14 protein-coding genes are annotated in these 16,661 nt (G+C 72.2%); 1 reads left to right on the top strand and 13 read right to left on the bottom strand.

What is annotated here, in order from left to right:
* Positions 1–2 precede the first annotated feature (2 nt).
* From FH610_RS10025 to FH610_RS10005, 5 genes are all read right to left on the bottom strand, one after another.
* Entirely contained in the window at positions 3–2,156 is a 2,154-nt protein-coding gene (locus FH610_RS10025; protein ID WP_139574016.1) for an FUSC family protein, read from the bottom strand.
* On the bottom strand, positions 2,157–2,639 hold the full coding sequence (locus FH610_RS10020; protein WP_240808867.1) for a SixA phosphatase family protein: 483 nt from the start codon (positions 2,637–2,639) through the stop codon (positions 2,157–2,159).
* Between the two features lie 169 nt (positions 2,640–2,808).
* Positions 2,809–5,142 carry a sodium-translocating pyrophosphatase gene (locus tag FH610_RS10015; protein ID WP_139574015.1) on the bottom strand — a complete coding sequence of 778 codons (2,334 nt, stop codon included), beginning with the start codon at positions 5,140–5,142 and terminating at the stop codon, positions 2,809–2,811.
* 520 nt (positions 5,143–5,662) lie between these two features.
* On the bottom strand, positions 5,663–6,091 hold the full coding sequence (locus FH610_RS10010) for an ATP-binding protein (protein ID WP_139574014.1): 429 nt from the start codon (positions 6,089–6,091) through the stop codon (positions 5,663–5,665).
* 19 nt (positions 6,092–6,110) lie between these two features.
* Entirely contained in the window at positions 6,111–6,461 is a 351-nt protein-coding gene (locus FH610_RS10005) for an STAS domain-containing protein (RefSeq protein ID WP_030506779.1), read from the bottom strand.
* 403 nt (positions 6,462–6,864) lie between these two features.
* On the opposite strand from FH610_RS10005, the gene FH610_RS44355 reads away from it, so the two are divergent.
* Positions 6,865–9,147, top strand: a complete 2,283-nt coding sequence (locus tag FH610_RS44355) for a DEAD/DEAH box helicase (protein ID WP_240808866.1) — start codon at positions 6,865–6,867, stop codon at positions 9,145–9,147.
* A 157-nt stretch (positions 9,148–9,304) separates the two neighbouring features.
* On the opposite strand, the gene FH610_RS09995 is transcribed toward FH610_RS44355, so the two are convergent.
* The 8 genes from FH610_RS09995 to FH610_RS09960 form a co-directional block, all read right to left on the bottom strand.
* Positions 9,305–11,242 (bottom strand): hypothetical protein, encoded by a 1,938-nt coding sequence (locus FH610_RS09995; protein WP_139574012.1) that lies wholly within the window; start codon positions 11,240–11,242, stop codon positions 9,305–9,307.
* Between the two features lie 420 nt (positions 11,243–11,662).
* Positions 11,663–11,812: a hypothetical protein gene (locus FH610_RS42795; protein WP_161627964.1), complete on the bottom strand. Its 150-nt coding sequence runs from the start codon at positions 11,810–11,812 to the stop codon at positions 11,663–11,665.
* Between the two features lie 105 nt (positions 11,813–11,917).
* Positions 11,918–12,307, bottom strand: coding sequence for an Rv3654c family TadE-like protein (locus FH610_RS09985; RefSeq protein ID WP_139574011.1), 390 nt, complete (start codon positions 12,305–12,307; stop codon positions 11,918–11,920).
* Positions 12,304–12,879, bottom strand: coding sequence for a TadE family type IV pilus minor pilin (locus FH610_RS44350; protein ID WP_338104527.1), 576 nt, complete (start codon positions 12,877–12,879; stop codon positions 12,304–12,306). The genes FH610_RS09985 and FH610_RS44350 overlap by 4 nt, the downstream gene beginning before the upstream one ends.
* A gap of 29 nt (positions 12,880–12,908) precedes the next feature.
* Positions 12,909–13,484, bottom strand: a complete 576-nt coding sequence (locus FH610_RS43600; protein ID WP_205825658.1) for a DUF4244 domain-containing protein — start codon at positions 13,482–13,484, stop codon at positions 12,909–12,911.
* Between the two features lie 234 nt (positions 13,485–13,718).
* Positions 13,719–14,531, bottom strand: coding sequence for a type II secretion system F family protein (locus tag FH610_RS09970; protein ID WP_240808865.1), 813 nt, complete (start codon positions 14,529–14,531; stop codon positions 13,719–13,721).
* Between the two features lie 231 nt (positions 14,532–14,762).
* Positions 14,763–15,503: a type II secretion system F family protein gene (locus FH610_RS09965; RefSeq protein ID WP_139574142.1), complete on the bottom strand. Its 741-nt coding sequence runs from the start codon at positions 15,501–15,503 to the stop codon at positions 14,763–14,765.
* Positions 15,500–16,660, bottom strand: a complete 1,161-nt coding sequence (locus FH610_RS09960) for a TadA family conjugal transfer-associated ATPase (RefSeq protein ID WP_240808864.1) — start codon at positions 16,658–16,660, stop codon at positions 15,500–15,502. Before FH610_RS09960 ends, FH610_RS09965 begins: the two co-directional genes overlap by 4 nt.
* Between the last annotated feature and the right edge of the window lies 1 nt (position 16,661).

Raw genomic sequence — 16,661 nt, 5'->3', positions numbered from 1 at the left:
CCTCAGGGCCTGCTCGCGAAGGCGTCGGCCGCCGCCGCGCACAGCCGTACGGCGTCGGCGTCCAGCGAGCGCAGCGCCTGGTCGACGGCGGCGGTGCGCAGCAGCGCCGGCCCCGAGCCCGGCTCGGTGGCGTTCGCCTCCAGCTCGCTGAGGCGGCGCTCGGCCTGGGCGCCGACCCACACGGCGTCGTCCGCGAGCCCCCGGCTCACCTCCGCCGCCGGCTCGTACGGCTCCCGCCCCCGCACGGCCTGCGCGGTGGCCCGCAGATGGTCGGCCACGGCGTCCAGGACGTCGGGGACCGGCCCGGCGCCGGTGGGCTCGTCGCGCAGCACCGAGATCAGCGTCAGCAGGTCGTCGCGGACCCGCTGGGCAGCCTCCAGGGCCTCGTCGACGGCCTCGGGGGCCGTGCCGCCGGGTTCCTTGGCGATGTAGCCGAGCGCCCCCGTGACCATCTCGGCGTCCACCGCGGCCTTCCTGATCCGCTCCTCTACCCGCTCGGCGCCCGCCTTCCCCCTGGCCAGCTGCGCCAGCGTCCGGGCGACCGCCGCGTGCGAGTCGAGCATCCGGCCGACCCGCTCGGCCAGCCGTTCCGTCTCCCCCCGCGGCCACAGAAGCCGCGCGCACGCGATGGCGATGACGCCGCCGACGACGGTCAGCACGACCCGCGACTCGGCGATCCGCGCGGTCTGCGGCACCTGGAAGTCGAGCAGCAGCAGCACGCACATCGTCATGAACGTCGCCCAGTAGGCCTGGTGTGTCGGGGCCAGGCCGAACGCCAGCGCGGCCGACACCCCGATCAGCGCGACGAGCGTCCAGTGACCCGGTGCGATGTGCAGGATCGCGGCCGAGACCAGACCGCCGGCCGTGCTGCCCCCCACCCGCGCCCACACCTTGGCCCGCGTCTCCCCGTACGTCGGCTGGATGGTGACCAGCACCGCGATCACCAGCCAGTGCGGGAACGCGGGTTTGAACAGCACGATGACGATCGAGGCGAAGGCGGTGCCGAGCACGACGCGCAGGGCGTGCCGCACGCGCGGGTCGTCGAAGGCGAGCGGCGGGGGAGCCGCCAGCGTGGCCAGATCGAGGCCGGGCGCGCACAGGCGGCGGGCCGCCTCGACGGAGCCGTCGAGCGCCTCCTGGATCCGCCCGGCGCTGTGCGCGATCTGCCGGAGGAGGACGAGCACGACCATCTCGCGCTCGCCGCCCGCGGCCCGGTCGCGCAGCCGGTCCACCCGGTCGCGCAGCCGGTCCACCCGATCGCCGAAGCCCACGACGGGCACGTGCTCGGGCGGGCACTCGGCCAGGTAGGCCCGCAGCGACGCGGACAGCGAGCCCACGAGGTCGCCGAGCCCCGCCTCGTCCGCCGCGCCGGGCGCACGCCGGGCCAGCGTGTCGCACAGCCCCCGCAAGGCGATGATCTCGTGGAACACCCGGCGCAACGCGAGCGCGACGTCCTCGGCCGCCCGCGACCGCTCCCACCGGACGCGGCGGGCCCGGGCCATGCGGACCTCGGCGATCGCGTCGGCGGCCTTCCTCCGGCGCTCGTCCCACTCGTCCTGGCCCACCGCGGGGTCGGCCACGGCCTCGACCAGCCCGGCCAGGATGTCGGCCGTCTCCCCCAGCATCGTGACGACCGGGCGGGTGCGCCGCCACGGCCAGGGCAGGGTGAGCAGGACGGCCGCCAGCAGACCGCCGAGCAGTTGCAGGCCCGTGTGCGGCACGGGGTCGAGCGGCAGCGGGTTGGCGGCGGTCAGCAGCAGCGTGAGCGCCGGGGTGACGCCGATCGGGCGCACCAGGCCGCCCAGCCCGGCCAGGGCCGAGGCGACCAGGACCATGAGCCAGCTGCTGCCCGACAGCAGGATCCCCAGCGACGTCCCCACGCCGACCGACAGCACGACGCCGAGCAGGTAGGGGGTGCGCATGCCCGCGGGGTTCGCGATGGTGCGCGCCGCGACCAGCCACGCGCCGAGGCCGACCGTCGCACCGCCCGCGGGGTGCCCGATGAGCAGGCCCGTGAGCAGCGGGATCACCAGGCAGGCGGCCCCGGTCAGGCCGAAACCGAGCGCGAGGCGTGGATCCTCCAGTCTCGGCGCCCTGGCGAGCACGACGTTCCTGAGCGGCAGGCGCTTCTTACTACCCGCCTTGCCGGGCCGCAATCAGGTGCGGCTCACATGGACCAGCCGTCCGGTGCCGGCGGCGACGTCCTCCCACGGCACGTCCAGCTCGATCACCGCGTACGCGCCGGGCGGGAAGCCGTCGAGCCTGGCGTCGGTCAGGGCGGCGACGAGCTCGTGCACGCCCGGGTTGTGGCCGACGAGCACGACCGACGCGATCTCGCCGTCCGTACGGCGCAGCACGCCGAGCAGGTCGTCGGGGTACGCCTCGTAGATGTCGCGTTCGATCTCGACGGGGGCGTCGAGGCCGAGCAGCTCGGCGGTCCTGCGGGTGCGGACCGACGGCGAGCACAGGACGAGCCCCGGGGTGAGCCCGGTGAGCCCGGGGACCAATCGCCGGATCTCCTCCCCGGCCGCCCGGGCGTCCCGTTCACCGCCGGGGGTGAGCGGACGTTCGCTGTCCGGGAGGCCGGGCGCGTGGCCGGCCTTGGCGTGCCTGACCACGACGAGCGTCCGGACGCTCATGGCATGGCCCAGACAGCGAGGCCCACGATCACGGCGATCATCACCGTCATGGTCAGCAGGATCAGCGCCAGCGTCCTGCCCCCGTTCGGCTTGTCCATAAGTGCTCAGTGTATGGAGAAGGTCCCCCGCTCCATGAGCGAGGGACCTTCGGGCCGTGTTGCGGGCCGCGTCAGTGGGCGACGGGCTCCGTGGCACGGGAGGCCTCGTCGGCCTCGCCGGACGGGGCGATGCCGGTGGCGCGGCGCTTGGAGACGACCACGGCGCCGACCACGATCGCCACCGCGACGACCGTCGCGGTGACGCGGACCGCGACGTTGTCGGCGTACGCGACGACGGCCGGGGCGATCAGCAGCGCGACCAGGTTCATCACCTTGATCAGCGGGTTGATGGCCGGGCCCGCGGTGTCCTTGAACGGGTCGCCGACGGTGTCGCCGATCACGGTGGCGGCGTGCGCCTCCGAGCCCTTGCCGCCGTGGTGGCCGTCCTCGACCAGCTTCTTGGCGTTGTCCCAGGCGCCGCCGGAGTTGGCGAGGAACACCGCCATCAGCGTTCCGGCCGCGATGGCGCCGGCCAGGTAGGCGCCGAGCGGCGCGTATCCGAGCGCGAAGCCGACCGCGATCGGGGTCAGCACGGCGAGCAGGCCGGGGGTCGCGAGCTCGCGCAGCGAGTCGCGGGTGCAGATGTCCACCACGCGTCCGTAGTCCGGCAGCTCGCTGCCGTCCATGATCCCCGGCTTGGTGCGGAACTGCTCGCGCACCTCGTACACGACCCGGCCGGCGGCGCGGCCGACGGCGCTGATCGCGAGGCCGGAGAACAGGAACACCACGGCCGCGCCGACGATGAGGCCGACCAGGGCGTTCGGGGCGTCCACCGACAGGCTGAAGTCGGCGAACGAGCCCAGGGCGTTCTTCACGCCCTGCGACGCCTTGGCCAGCTCGCCCTCGACCGCGGTGCGGAACGAGCCGAACAACGCGGTCGCCGCGAGCACGGCGGTCGCGATCGCGATGCCCTTGGTGATGGCCTTGGTGGTGTTGCCGACCGCGTCCAGGGAGGTGAGCACGCGGGCACCCTCGCCCTCGACGTCGCCCGACATCTCGGCGATGCCCTGGGCGTTGTCGGAGACCGGGCCGAACGTGTCCATCGACACGATCACGCCGACCGTGGTCAGCAGGCCGGTGCCCGCGAGGGCCACGGCGAACAGCGCCACGGTCACGTTGCCGAAGCCGAGCAGGAAGGCGCCGTAGACCGCGCCGCCGATCAGCAGCGCCGAGTAGACCGCGGACTCCAGGCCGACCGAGATGCCGGACAGGATGACGGTGGCGGGACCGGTGAGCGAGCTCTCGCCGATCTCCCGCACCGGACGCCGGTTGGTCTCGGTGAAGTAGCCGGTGAGGATCTGGATGGCGCTGGCCAGGACCAGGCCCACGAGCACCGCGCCGATGGCGATCAGGCGCGGGTCGGCGGTGAGCGCGGCGACGTCCGCGGAGGCGCCGGACAGTTCGGCGAAGCTCGACGGGAGGTACGCGAACGCCGCGACGGCCACCAGCACGGCCGAGATGGCGGCGGAGATGAAGAAGCCGCGGTTGATGGCGGCCATGCCGGAACGGTCGTTGGAGCGGGGAGCCGTGGTGAAGATGCCGATGACCGCGGTGATCACGCCGATCATCGGGACGATCAGCGGGAAGACCAGGCCCTCGGTGCCGAACGCGGCCTTGCCCAGGATCAGGCTCGCGACCAGGGTGACGGCGTACGACTCGAACAGGTCGGCGGCCATGCCGGCGCAGTCGCCGACGTTGTCACCCACGTTGTCGGCGATGGTGGCGGCGTTGCGCGGGTCGTCCTCCGGGATGCCCTGCTCGACCTTGCCGACCAGGTCGGCGCCGACGTCGGCGGCCTTGGTGAAGATGCCGCCGCCGACACGCATGAACATCGCGAGCAGCGCGGCGCCGAAGCCGAACCCCTCGAGGACGTTCGGCGCGTCGCCCTTGTAGACCAGCACGACGATCGCGGCGCCCAGCAGGCCCAGGCCGACCGTGAACATGCCGGCGACGCCGCCCGTGCGGAACGCGATGCGCATCGCGGTCCTCTCACCCGACTCGCGGGCGGCGGACGCGACGCGGACGTTTCCTCGTACGGCGAGCCACATGCCGATGAAACCGGTCAGTGCGGAGAACACCGCGCCGACGACGAAGAAGACGGACCGGCCGATGCGCTCGCCGGTCGAGCCCGCCGGGAGCAGCAGAAGCAGGAACGGAATGATGACGACGAATATCGCAAGCGTCCGGAACTGCCGCGTGAGATACGCGGCGGCGCCCTGCTGCACGGCCCGCGCGATGTTCTGCATTCGCTCGGTGCCCTGCCCGGCGGCGAGCACCTCGCGCACCAGGCCGCCCGCGACGGCCAGAGCGAGCAGAGCCACGACGGCGACGACTATGACAAGGGTGAGATGGGAACCGTTCAACGCTACCGCTGCGCTCTCGCCAGCGGCGTGATAGGCAGACATCCGTCCTCCTCGGCCAGACGGGTTTCGGTCCTGCCCGGACGGCGCCGACGATCCGACTGGCCGTGCGGCGCACTTCCGGGCGGTTGGCAAGTGCCGCTTCCGGTTGCATCCGCAATACCTTGGCCGGTGCCGGGAGTCTACGCAGCGACGCCACGGATATGAAGGCCCTCGTGCCCCGTAATCGAGGCGGCGTCCAGTAATGGACGAACATTTGCACCGCTATGAACGTGCTTTGACCAGCGGAGTCAGGGGCGTGGCGGCGATGGTCGCCCTGGTTACAGTACTCCCCTGTCCCTTGTTTCGGTCCGTCCGAAATTAGGCCGGGCATAGCAAAAGATCGAGTGTCACGCCGGGGGGCGACACTCGATCTGCTCGAAGGTCTCGCCTCGAAGACCTCGCCCCGAAGGGTCGTTGAAGGTCGTCGAGGTCCGTGAAGGTCCTCCTCGGATGTCCCCGGAAGCCCTCGGCTCTCTTCGGAGGCTCTGGGATCTCTTTCGGAGGTTCTCGGAGGCTTCGCAGGTCAGAGGGCGGCGATGCCGTGGGGCGACGCGGGCCAGCTCATGCGGATGCGCATGCCCTTCGGCCCGGGAAGCACCTCGACGTCGTCGGCCAGCCCCGCGATGACCGCGATGCCCAGATTGTCGATCTCGGGCATGAGGTTGCCGTTCGCCTCCAGCACCTGGGGCGTCACGTCCTCGCTCGGGGCGGCGTCGGCGACCGTCACCTCGAAACGCCCCGCGTCATCGCGTAACTCGATGCGTACCGGCTCCCCCGGGCAGTGGAGGCGGTGCGCCTCCACAGCCCGCGAGCACGCCTCTCCGACGGCGAGCCGCACCTCGTCCAGGATCGCCTCCGCCACTCCCGTGCGCCGGGCGATGGCCGTGGCGACCAGCCGGGCCGTACGCACGTGGGCGGGCAGAGCGCTGAACGTCAGCTCGACGGTGGCCATGTTGCTGAGTCCTCGGCCGTCACTTGTCCCGGCCGTGGGCTTCCTTGGCCTCCTCGACCGAGGCGTAGATCCCGAAGACCTTCGTCAAGCCGGTGATGCGGAAGATCTTCAGGATGCGCTCCTGCGTGCAGACGAGCTCCAGGGAGCCGTCGTGCGCCCGCACCCGCTTGAGGCCGCCGACCAGCACGCCAAGGCCTGTCGAGTCGAGGAAGTCCACCTTCTCCATGTTCACGAGCAGGTGGAAGTTGCCCTTGTTGACCAGGTCGATCAGCAGCTCACGCAGTCTGGGCGCGGTGTAGACGTCGATCTCACCCTCGACATCGACGATGGTGAGATTGTCCTCGGAATGGTGGTCCAACTTCAGATCCACAGATCCTCCAGCGCCTTACTTGCGTAGGTCTCGATACAGGTCATGCATCCTGGTAGTCCAGAGGCACGACCCGATGCGCGGCATTCAACCACGCTACGACTCCGTGTCTATACGAAATCACGACTCCGGGCGACTCTCCCCGCAGATGCCAAACTGGAAACCAGTGACTCCGACTTCTTCGTCCTCTGCCCGAACAGGCGACCTTCTCACCCGCCTGCTCGCGGTTCCCGCACGCCGGGGGCGCGTGACTCATGTGGAGCATGTTCCAGCACGTCAGGCAGGTGAGGCAAGGTGGCCGGAATGGGCCCCTGACCTGCTGGTCTCGCGACTGCGTCTGCAGGGGGTCTCCGGCCTGTGGGAACACCAGCTTATGGCCGCCGAGCTGGTTAAACGTGGCCAAAACGTGATCATTGCCACAGGGACCGCGTCCGGGAAGTCTCTGGCCTACCTGGTGCCGGCCATCACGGAGATCTTCTCCGGTGGCACCGTGCTGTATCTCACCCCGACCAAGGCGCTCGCCGCCGACCAGCTCAGGGCCCTGCGCAAGCTGCGGCTGACGCAGGTGCGCGCCGCGACGTACGACGGCGACACCCCGCCCGAGGAACGCCGGTGGGTCCGCCAGAACGCCAACTACGTGCTGACCAACCCGGACATGCTGCACAGGTCGATTCTGCCCCGGCACTCGTCCTGGTCGTCATTCTGGCGGCGGCTACGGCTGGTGGTCGTGGACGAGTGCCACGGCTACCGGGGCGTCTTCGGCTCCCACGTCGCCCAGATCCTGCGCCGGCTGCGCCGGGTCGCCGCCAGATACGGCTCCTCCCCGGTGTTCCTGCTGGCGTCGGCCACCGCGAGCGACCCCGCCGCCGCAGGAGTGCGTCTGACCGGCCTTGAGATGGCCGAGGTGACCACGGACGCCTCCCCCAGGGGTTCGACCACCTTCGCCCTGTGGGAGCCGCCTCTGACCGATTTACGCGGGGAGAGCGGGGCCCCGGTCCGCCGTACGGCCACGGCCGAGGCGGCCGATCTCCTGGCGGACCTCGTGATCGAGGACGTGCGCACTCTCGCGTTCGTCCGTTCCCGCCGCGCCGCGGAGGCCGTGGCCCTCACCGCCCGCCGCACGCTGGAGGAGGTCGAGGCCCTCCTCGACGCCGGGCCCGCGCCGTACGGGGAGTACGCCGAGGGCGTGCGGGAAGAGGTGAGCGGCCCGAACGACGGCGGAGCTTTCGGCGGCGCATTCGGCGACGCTTCCGGCGAGGCCTTCGACGGGATCGGCGGGCGGGGACGGTCCTCAACGGCGGCCGCCGAGACCGGAGAGGCGGCTGAGATCGACGCGGGACACCGTCGTGGAGGAGGGCGGCTGGCCGACCGGGTGGCGGCCTACCGGGCGGGCTACCTCGCCGACGACCGGCGGGTGCTCGAAAAGGCCCTGCGCTCGGGCGAACTGACCGGCCTGGCCACCACCAACGCGCTCGAACTCGGCGTCGACGTCTCAGGGCTCGACGCGGTCCTCATCGCCGGATGGCCCGGCACCCGCGCCTCGTTGTGGCAGCAGGCGGGCCGGGCCGGGCGCGCGGGCCAGGACGCGCTGGCCGTGCTGATCGCGCGTGACGACCCGCTGGACACCTACATCGTCCATCATCCGGAGGCGGTGTTCGGGCGGCCGGTGGAGGCCATCGTCCTCGACCCCGACAACCCGTACGTGCTGGCGCCCCACCTGTGCGCGGCCGCTGCGGAGATCCCGCTGGCCGAGGACGACCTGGAGATCTTCGGCCCGGCGGCGCGGGGCGTGCTCGACGACCTCGTGAGCCAGGGACTGCTGCGCAGGCGCCCCACCGGGTGGTTCTGGACGAGCCGGGACCACGCGGCCGACCTGGCGGACATCCGCGGCTCTGGCGGTGCCCCGGTGCAGGTCGTGGAGGCGTCCACCGGTCGCCTGCTGGGCACGGTCGACGAGCCGTCGGCGCACACCATGGTCCATGCCGGAGCCGTCTACCTGCACCAGAGCGAGACGTTCGTGGTCGACGTGCTCGATCTGGACGCGGGGGTCGCCCTGGTCACCGCCGCCGAACCGGACTACGCGACCTTCGCGCGGGACGTCACCGACATTCGGGTGATGGAGTCGCTGCGTTCGCGGCCCTTCGGGCCCGGCACTCTGCACTTCGGCTCGGTGGAGGTCACCCGCCAGGTCGTCTCGTACCTCAAACGGCGCACCCAGACCGGGGAGGTCCTGGGCGAGGAGCCGCTCGACCTGCCGCCGCGCACGCTCTGCACACGCGCGGTCTGGTGGACCCTGCCCACGCCCGCACTCGCCGACCTCGTCGAGCCCGGACACGCTGTGGATCTCGGCGGGGCGGCGCACGCGGCCGAGCACGCCTCGATCGGCCTGCTGCCCCTGTTCGCGACCTGCGACCGCTGGGACATCGGCGGCGTGTCCACCGAACTCCACCCCGACACGGGCCTGCTCACGGTCTTCGTCTACGACGGCCACGACGGAGGCGCGGGCTTCGCCGAGCGCGGGTACGCCCGGGCGTCCGACTGGCTGACGGCGACGCGGGAGGCGATCGCCTCATGCGAATGCGAACGCGGCTGCCCGTCCTGCATCCAGTCCCCCAAGTGCGGCAACGGCAACGAGCCGCTCGACAAGGCCGGAGCGATCCGCCTCCTCGACATCCTCCTGGGCACCTGACCCGGCGCGCGGAACACGTCAGGCTGCGGACGGACCCTCCCAGCAGGCGGGCGGGCTTGCACTCCCGTCACACCAGCCCCGAGAGGCGAACAGAGGCAGCCGGAGCCGGCAGGCACCGAAGGCACGCGTCCCCGTAGGCGCCGGGAACACGCGACCGTCAGAGGTCGGGGCGGCGGCCGGGGTAGGGGCTGTCGTCGTCCTCCGTCCAGACGTCCGGCTCGGGCTGGCGGAGGGGCCGTTCCGGCATCTGGCCGTTGACCGCCGCACCCGCGGGCACCGCCGGCACGGGGACCACTGGCACGGGGACCACTGGCACGGGGACGACCGGCATCTGCCCGGGCAGCACCACCGGAGACAGCGATACGTGCGCGGGGGCCGTCCGGCCGCCGTCGTCCCGCCGTGCCGTCAACGGCGGAAGCGACGCCAGCCGATCCAGCGCAGTCTGCACAGGCGGCTCGCCTTCGGCGGGGACGGCCGAGGTCGAAAGGTCACCGGACGACGATCCGGGGAAAGCCGCGCCGACGACGGCGGAGTCCGCGGAGGCGCCGTTCCCCGGAACGGTTTCGGAAGCGGAGTCGGTGGAAGCGCCGTCCTCGGCTGTGGGGGCAGCGGAGGTCGCCTCAGCCGCGGATGTCTCGCCAGGACCGGTCTCGGCGGTAGGGCTGATTTCCGTGGCAGGGCCGGTCTCAGTGGCAGGGCCGTTCTCAGCGGTAGCCGACGGCTCCTGCCGGTCCGGCCGGCCGAGAGAGGCGGTCGGCTCCTGATCGGACAACGAGGCCACCGTGCCCGTGGTCGCGCCGGCGCCTGGGATGGTGCCCGTGCCCTCGGTCGTCGAGGAGACGGCGCCCAAGCGGATTTCGGTGTCGGCCTCCGTCTCCGGGAGATTCTCGCGGGCCTTCGGCCTGGCCAGGATTACGGAGGGACGTCGTACAGGCGCGTTCCCCCGGGCCTTCGCCGTGGCGGCGCCGCTGAACGCGGCCGCGCCACTCGCCACCGTGGCGGCCTCAGGCGGGGCGCCCGTCTTTCCTGTCACCGGCCGCGGCTGCGAGCCTCCGGACCGTCCCTCGCCCGCGCTGTCACTTGTCAGGCCCTTGCGCCGCAGCCAGGCGCCCAGGTTCGCGCCCGTGAGCAGCAGGACGACGGCGAGCGCGACGTAGACGCCGAAGCTCAGCCCGCCGAGCGGCAGGAAAGAGGACTGAGCCGTCATCTTCGGATCGTCGGTCTTCTCCGGGACGACCACCGGCTCGGTCTGGTCACTGCCACCGTTCGCCTCCGGCAGCGTGAGCTCGGTGTCCTTCGGCGGCTCGGTGTCCTTGGGCAGCGTGGTGTTCTGCGGCAGCGCCGGTTCCGGGTTCGGCACGGCGGTGGACTGATGCGTCTTCGGAGTCTTGGCGGCGGGCGACTTGACCGTCGACTGGCCCGGCTTCCTCGACGGCGACGGGGAGGGGCTCGGGGACGCCTTCGGCGCGGGAACGGCCACGTACGCGGCCGCGGAGCGCTGCGATGCCACGGTGCCGCCGGTGCCGTCCGAGCGGAACGCGCGGACGGAGACGTCCACCTTCTGTCCGCCCATGCCGGCCGGAAGCGCGAGGCTCGTCTGACAGGTGGAACCGGAGCAGGCGGAGTCGGCGGAGACGGAACCGGACTTGCCGGCCTTGACCGAGGTGATCTCGTACGACTGGAGGTCGGGCTCTGCGCCCTTCGCCCAGCTGACCAGGATTGTCGAGGGGTTCTTGAGCCGTGCCTCGACCCCTGAGGGAGCCTCCGGCGGACGGCTGAGCACGAAGGTGGAGGTGGCGTAGGTCTTGTGTGTGACCTCACCGAACAAACTGACCGTGAACGTGCCGTTGGGGGCGTCGCCGGGGTCGAAGGATCCGCTGATCGTCTGGTTCGCACCGCCGGAAGCGATCTTCTGCCGGGATACGGAAGGACCTTCGACGTACAGGGCCATGCTGACCTGGTACCAGTCCGTCTGCGCGGACACGGCCACGGCACCCGATGACTTGACGACCTCCCCGTCCGCGGGGGACAGGATCTCGGCGTCGGCCGCGTTCGCGGGTGCGGCGCCGATCATCGGCGTGGACGCCAGAGCCATCAAAACGATCATCGCCGTTGTGCCCAGCCTACGAACCCTGGTCACGACGCATCCCTTCATGGAGAACCGTCCGCCCCGGCTGCCTCGGCCGAATACGCACGGCGACTGAGAGTACGCGGCACTTTACGCCAGCCGTCCGCTCTTAGACCGAATGTCTAAGAAGTCGTGATTCTATTGCGACACAAGTGGTCTCACTTTACGGAAGATCAGAAATGCGCCATATGCCCGGTCGCGCTCGCGGCGGCTGGTAACGCCTCATCGGTGCTCGACGTGTGTCAGCGGCGGGGCAGCGGCTTCGACGGCGGCCGCGGCCGCCAGACAGAGATCCTCGCGAAACCGAGAACCGATGAGCTGCACCGTCTGTGGCAGCCCCTCGGCTCACCGCCACCGCGGGCAGCCCCAGCAGGTTCGCGGCCACGCTCATCCGATCGACGCCGGCCAGTCCGCGAGCCAGGCCGCGAGGTCGGCTCCCACGGCGAACGCCGGTCTCGTACAGATCGGCGTTCGCCGTGGGAGGCCCCTGACGAGCTCGGCCAGGTCGCTTGCCGCCATCTCCCAGAGCTCCGTCACCGTGGCCTCCTTCGCCCGCCGCGGCTGTCGAACCTTAGGCGGACCTCCGGAGAAGAGCAGTCTTGTTCTTTCTGGCGGGTTGATCCGCCCCACGGCGACCACCTCCTATGCGGCGGAGCCGACCGGACCGGCCGATGCGGAGGCGGTGGCCGTCGCGGGGCCGAGGAGTGGGACCACGAACCGCACGGTTACCGCGACCTCGGCGACACCGTCCGACAGCGAGCACGCTCGCAGAGACGCGCCGTTGGCGGCCGTGATCGCCTGCGCACGGTCACACGCCTCGTCAGGGACCGCCAGCGCCACGCGAGCGGCCCCGAGCGCGCCGAGGTCGGCGGCGCTCTGTGCCCGGTGCCGCGCGACGCGAGCGACACCTACCTGGACGACGACCATCGCCACCGCCCACACGGCGGTCATGAGGGCGATCGTCCAGATGGTCGCCGAGCCGCGCTCCCGGCTGGAGCGCGTTCCGCCCTCGAATGCCTGAAATCTCCTCATTCGCGTGCCCCCGCTCCCGCGATCCGCGCTCCTCCGATTCCTTTGAGTTCAGGGCGACTGCGTCGCGGAAGGCTGCCGGCCGCGTTCATATGGCTTCGGAACCGCTCGTCATTCGCGTCCGCCTGGTCTCGGAGCGACGAGGTCCTCCCGAGGCCCGTAGACCGGGTCGCCTCCGCAGCCGCCGACAGCGACGGAAGGACGCCGGGTTCGGTGGCGGAGACGGCGGCGGCCCGGAGGCGAGCCGGCGGGAGCGGCGACCTGAAGGGCGGCCGGACGATCGCGATGACCTCGACCCGGGTGGTGTCCGCTCCCACGCGGATGGACACCGTGGCACCCTCGGGAGCCAGTCGCAGGACTGCCGCGCTCACCTCCTCGGCCGCCTCGCCTCGTGCGGCGGCGCGTGCGCCGGACCGGGCCGCGTCGACGCATCGCAGTTGCGCGCCCACGATCGTCACCGCCCACAGTGAGGCGGTCAGCACCACCACGAGGGCCGGAAGTGCGACAGCGGTCTCCGCGGTCACCGAGCCTCGCTCCCGCCGGGGCGGTAGGTCCACCACACGCCGTCGCGGCATCCAGGCACAGCGGCGCATCACCGGGAGCCTCAGGCGGCCAGCTTCAGCGCCTTTTGGATGAGCGCGGCGAGCATCGACCTCACTTCGGCGCTGGTGACCACCTTCCAGAGCAGTGCGGCGAACCCGCAGGCGGCTATCGTGCCGACGGCATACTCCGCGGTGGACATACCCGCGTCGGCCCTCGTTTCGGCCTGCACCGCCCACCGAACGCTCAGCTCTCGAGCGCGGCACGAGGCCCGGGCGACCGATCGCCGCAGCGCGGCGTACGACCTCCGCAGGACGTCCCGCAACCCGCCTCCCGCCCTGTGGCCGGCAAGCGCCCACCCGCCGGCGACCGCCCGCTGTCCCAGGCGGCCGGACTTCGGCCCCCGCCCGGACCGCGTCGACGAGCCGGAGGCTTCGGAAGCGCCCGATCCCGCCCACCGGCCGAAGCGGGTGAGCACGGCCGTGCGCCCGGAGCGGCTGAGCAGCGCCCTACGTGCCGAGCGCACGAGCGTCGCCCATCGTGCCGACCGCGCCCTGTGACGGCCCACAGCGTCACCGTCTCGCCGCCGGAGGATCGCGCCCGTCTGATTCCTCCGGCCGGTCGCGGCGTGCTTGCTCATCGGTCCTCCTGACCCGCTCGGGGCGGCCTCTCCGCCCGCGCTGGGGCCAGACTGCGGGATCACGGACGGAGGGATTCGGGCCGAGCACGGTTCTGTGGACAAGAGCCCTGCCGCCGCAGTTGTCCACAACCACAGCGCCCTCATCTGTGGATCGGCGACTAGCGATTGTGGAGCTTCTGAACCCTTTACCCCGCCTGCTGTCCACAGGTGTGGATGAGGCTGTCCACAGGTTGTTCATGGCAGGAGGATCTGGCCCGCCAGACCCGCGACCATGGGAATGATCCCCAGGAAGACGAAGGCCGGCAGGAAACAGAGCCCGAGCGGGGCGACGGCGTGGACACCTACCCTGCGCGCCGCGGCCGAGGCCGTCGCCTGCGCCGTACGCCGGGCGTCGTCGGCGAGCCGGGTGAGGACGTCGGCGACCGGCGCACCGCTCTGGGCAGCCCGGATCATCGTTCTGGCCAGGGCGGCGAGCGCCGGTTCATCGGACAGAGCGGCCCACGCCTCCTCCGGAGGAGCGCCCAGGCGCATCTGAGCACCGGCCCACGAGAGGCGCTCGCCCACGGGGCCCGCGATCGCGACGGCGGTCGTCTCGACGGCCCCGCTCATCGGTTGTCCTGCCCGGAGACAGGCGACGATCAGATCGACGGCGAACGGAAGGTCGGCCCCCATACGCTCCCTGCGGCGTCTGACCTCGGCCGGTTCCCGCCTGCGAACGGCGACGAACAGGCCGATGGCCGTCACCGTCCCCGCGCACGCCCCCACCAGACCACCGAGAAGCAGGAACAGCGCGAATCCCACAGGTGCCGCGACGGCCACCCCTCGACGTGACGCGCTCGCGCCCATCGGCGCGGCGCCTGGTGATCCCCGTGCCGGCGCCTCCGACGCCGCCGACGACGCGATGGCGTTCAGCCGCACGGCCGGCGAACGGGCAGCCGGCCACGTCAGCATCGCCAGCGTGGTCAGGAGCCCGGCCAGTACGGCGATCATGTCTCGCCCCCTTTCCAGCGGGACAACCGTCTCCAGCAGGACAACCGGAGCTGCCATCCACGACGACGGCCGTCCTCTCCACCACACGTGACGCCCGCCGCCCACGCCACTCGTGACACGCACACCTCGCGACAGCCGCCGGCACCACTCGCGGCTTCGGCCCGCGACGTCCCCGGCACGCGTCCGATCAGGCCGTCCGGCCCCCGCACGCGTCCGATCGGGAATGTCCGGCACCGTCCCGCCACCGCACGTCGACGACGGCGCCGTCCGATCACGGCACCGTCCCGATCACGGCACCGTCAGCTCCTCGGCCCGGGTGACGAGCCTGCGGGTCCACCAGACGCCGGCGGCGTCGAGGACGAGCCCGACGACCAGGCAGACGAACCCCGCCGGGCTGCCGAACAGGAACGCCAGCGGATCCATGCCGAGCCCTGCGGCCATCAGCAGGCCGAGCACGGGCAGGCCCGCCAGCATCCGGGCGGTCGCCCGAGGTCCGGAGAGCTGGGCGGCCACCTCCTCTCGGTGGGCCTGCGCCTCGCGCAGAGACGCGCACGCCCGTTCCACCAGTGCGGTCAGGCCGCCGCCCACGGCTACGCTCACCCGCCAGCACGCGGCCAGCCGGACCAGTCCCTCACCCCCGCGCGCGGGCGCGGCGTTCAGCAGGGCCACGGCGACGTCGCCGCCATCCCGGGCGGCGGCGACCACCGGGGCGAGCGCGGCCGGATCGGGTGGGCTGAGCGAGGAGACCGCCCGAGCGAGGGCGTCGCCGGGAGTCCTGCCCGCCGACAGCTCGGCTGCCAGGCTCTGGCACAGCTCGATGGACGCCGCACGCCAGGCCGCCGCCGTCGCCCCTGGGCGTGGACGGCGGGTGAGTACGACCCAGAACCTGCGCATGTCCCTTGACCGCCGGCTCCGCGTGAGCCACGCCAGCCGTGTCGTCCCGGCATCCGGCCCGGCCCACACCCAGGCGGCGAGGGCGGCGGCGAGCATCGCGACCAGCCCCGTGACCAGCCCGCCCGGCGGCGTCATGACGGCCACGAGGCCGGGCAGCGTGCTCGTAGCGCCTCGAAGGACGGGCCCCGGCACGCCCGGCCGTCCGGATCGAAGGTCAGAGCCGCAGCCGCCGTCACCAGGCCGGACGGGCCGCGCTCGAGCACACAGATCTCCGAAACACGGCGGCGGCCGCCGCCGGCCTCCCGCACGAGGTGGATCACGAGATCGAGCGCGGCGGCGATCTGGCTGTGCACCGCCTCCCGCGACAGCCCCGCCGCACAGGCCAGAGCCTCCAGCCGCGCGGGCACGTCGGCGGCGTTGTTGGCGTGCAGCGTGCCGCAGCCGCCCTCGTGACCGGTGTTGAGCGCCGCCAGCAGATCGACGACTTCCGCTCCTCGCACCTCGCCCACCACGAGGCGGTCGGGCCGCATCCTGAGGGCCTGCCGTACGAGATCGCGCAGCCCGACCCCGCCCGCGCCTTCCAGGTTCGGCGGCCGGGCCTCCAGCCGTACGACGTGAGGGTGCAGAGGCTGCAACTCGGCGGAGTCCTCGACCAGCAGCAGACGCTCCGCGGGACCCGCGAGGGAGAGCATGGCGCTCAACATGGTCGTCTTGCCGGTGCCGGTTCCTCCGGTGACCAGGAACGCCAGCCGGGCCGCCATGATCGCGCGGAGCACGGCGGCTCCGCCCTCCGCGGCGAGCTCCTCCACCGTGAACGCCCGTCGTGACGGCAACCGCAGCGACAGGCAGGTCCCCTCCGCCGCTATCGGCGGGAGGACCGCGTGCAGGCGCACGCCGCCGGCGAGCCGGGCGTCCACGTAGGGGCAGGCGTCGTCGAGGCGACGTCCGGCCGCCGCGGCCAGGCGCTGGGCAAGCCTGCGGACCTCGTCGTCTCCCGGAAACGTCACGCCCGTCCTGCGCAGGCCGTCCCCGTCGTCCACCCACACCTCGCGCGGCCCGTTGACCAGGACGTCCGTGACACCCGGTTCGGCCAGCAGGGCTTCGAGCGGGCCCGCGCCGATGAGATGGGCGCGCAGCGTTCGAGCGACGGCCAGGATCTCGGCGTCGCCGAGCACGGCCCGCTCGGCGCGCAGGGCCGCCGCCACCTGGGCCTCGCTGGGGGCGGCACCGGTCTGCGACAGCCGTACGCGCACCGCCTCGACCAGATCAGCGCCGACCCCGGGAACGGTCACC

This window comes from Microbispora catharanthi, from assembly GCF_006334915.2.
GTDB classification, from domain to species: Bacteria; Actinomycetota; Actinomycetes; order Streptosporangiales; family Streptosporangiaceae; genus Microbispora; species Microbispora catharanthi.
The sequence above is the reverse complement of the archived record's forward strand: the minus strand, read 5'-3'. Positions and strand labels throughout refer to the sequence as shown.

Excerpts from the sequence above, each read along its gene's own strand:
- FH610_RS10020 (WP_240808867.1), bottom strand. The coding sequence starts at position 2,639 with ATGAGCGTCCGGACGCTCGTCGTGGTCAGGCACGCCAAGGCCGGCCAC.
- FH610_RS10015 (WP_139574015.1), bottom strand. The coding sequence starts at position 5,142 with ATGTCTGCCTATCACGCCGCTGGCGAGAGCGCAGCGGTAGCGTTGAAC.
- FH610_RS10010 (WP_139574014.1), bottom strand. The coding sequence starts at position 6,091 with ATGGCCACCGTCGAGCTGACGTTCAGCGCTCTGCCCGCCCACGTGCGT.
- FH610_RS09995 (WP_139574012.1), bottom strand. The coding sequence starts at position 11,242 with ATGGCTCTGGCGTCCACGCCGATGATCGGCGCCGCACCCGCGAACGCG.
- FH610_RS09985 (WP_139574011.1), bottom strand. The coding sequence starts at position 12,307 with ATGAGGAGATTTCAGGCATTCGAGGGCGGAACGCGCTCCAGCCGGGAG.
- FH610_RS44350 (WP_338104527.1), bottom strand. The coding sequence starts at position 12,879 with ATGCCGCGACGGCGTGTGGTGGACCTACCGCCCCGGCGGGAGCGAGGC.
- FH610_RS43600 (WP_205825658.1), bottom strand. The coding sequence starts at position 13,484 with ATGAGCAAGCACGCCGCGACCGGCCGGAGGAATCAGACGGGCGCGATC.
- FH610_RS09970 (WP_240808865.1), bottom strand. The coding sequence starts at position 14,531 with ATGGCAGCTCCGGTTGTCCTGCTGGAGACGGTTGTCCCGCTGGAAAGG.
- FH610_RS09965 (WP_139574142.1), bottom strand. The coding sequence starts at position 15,503 with ATGACGCCGCCGGGCGGGCTGGTCACGGGGCTGGTCGCGATGCTCGCC.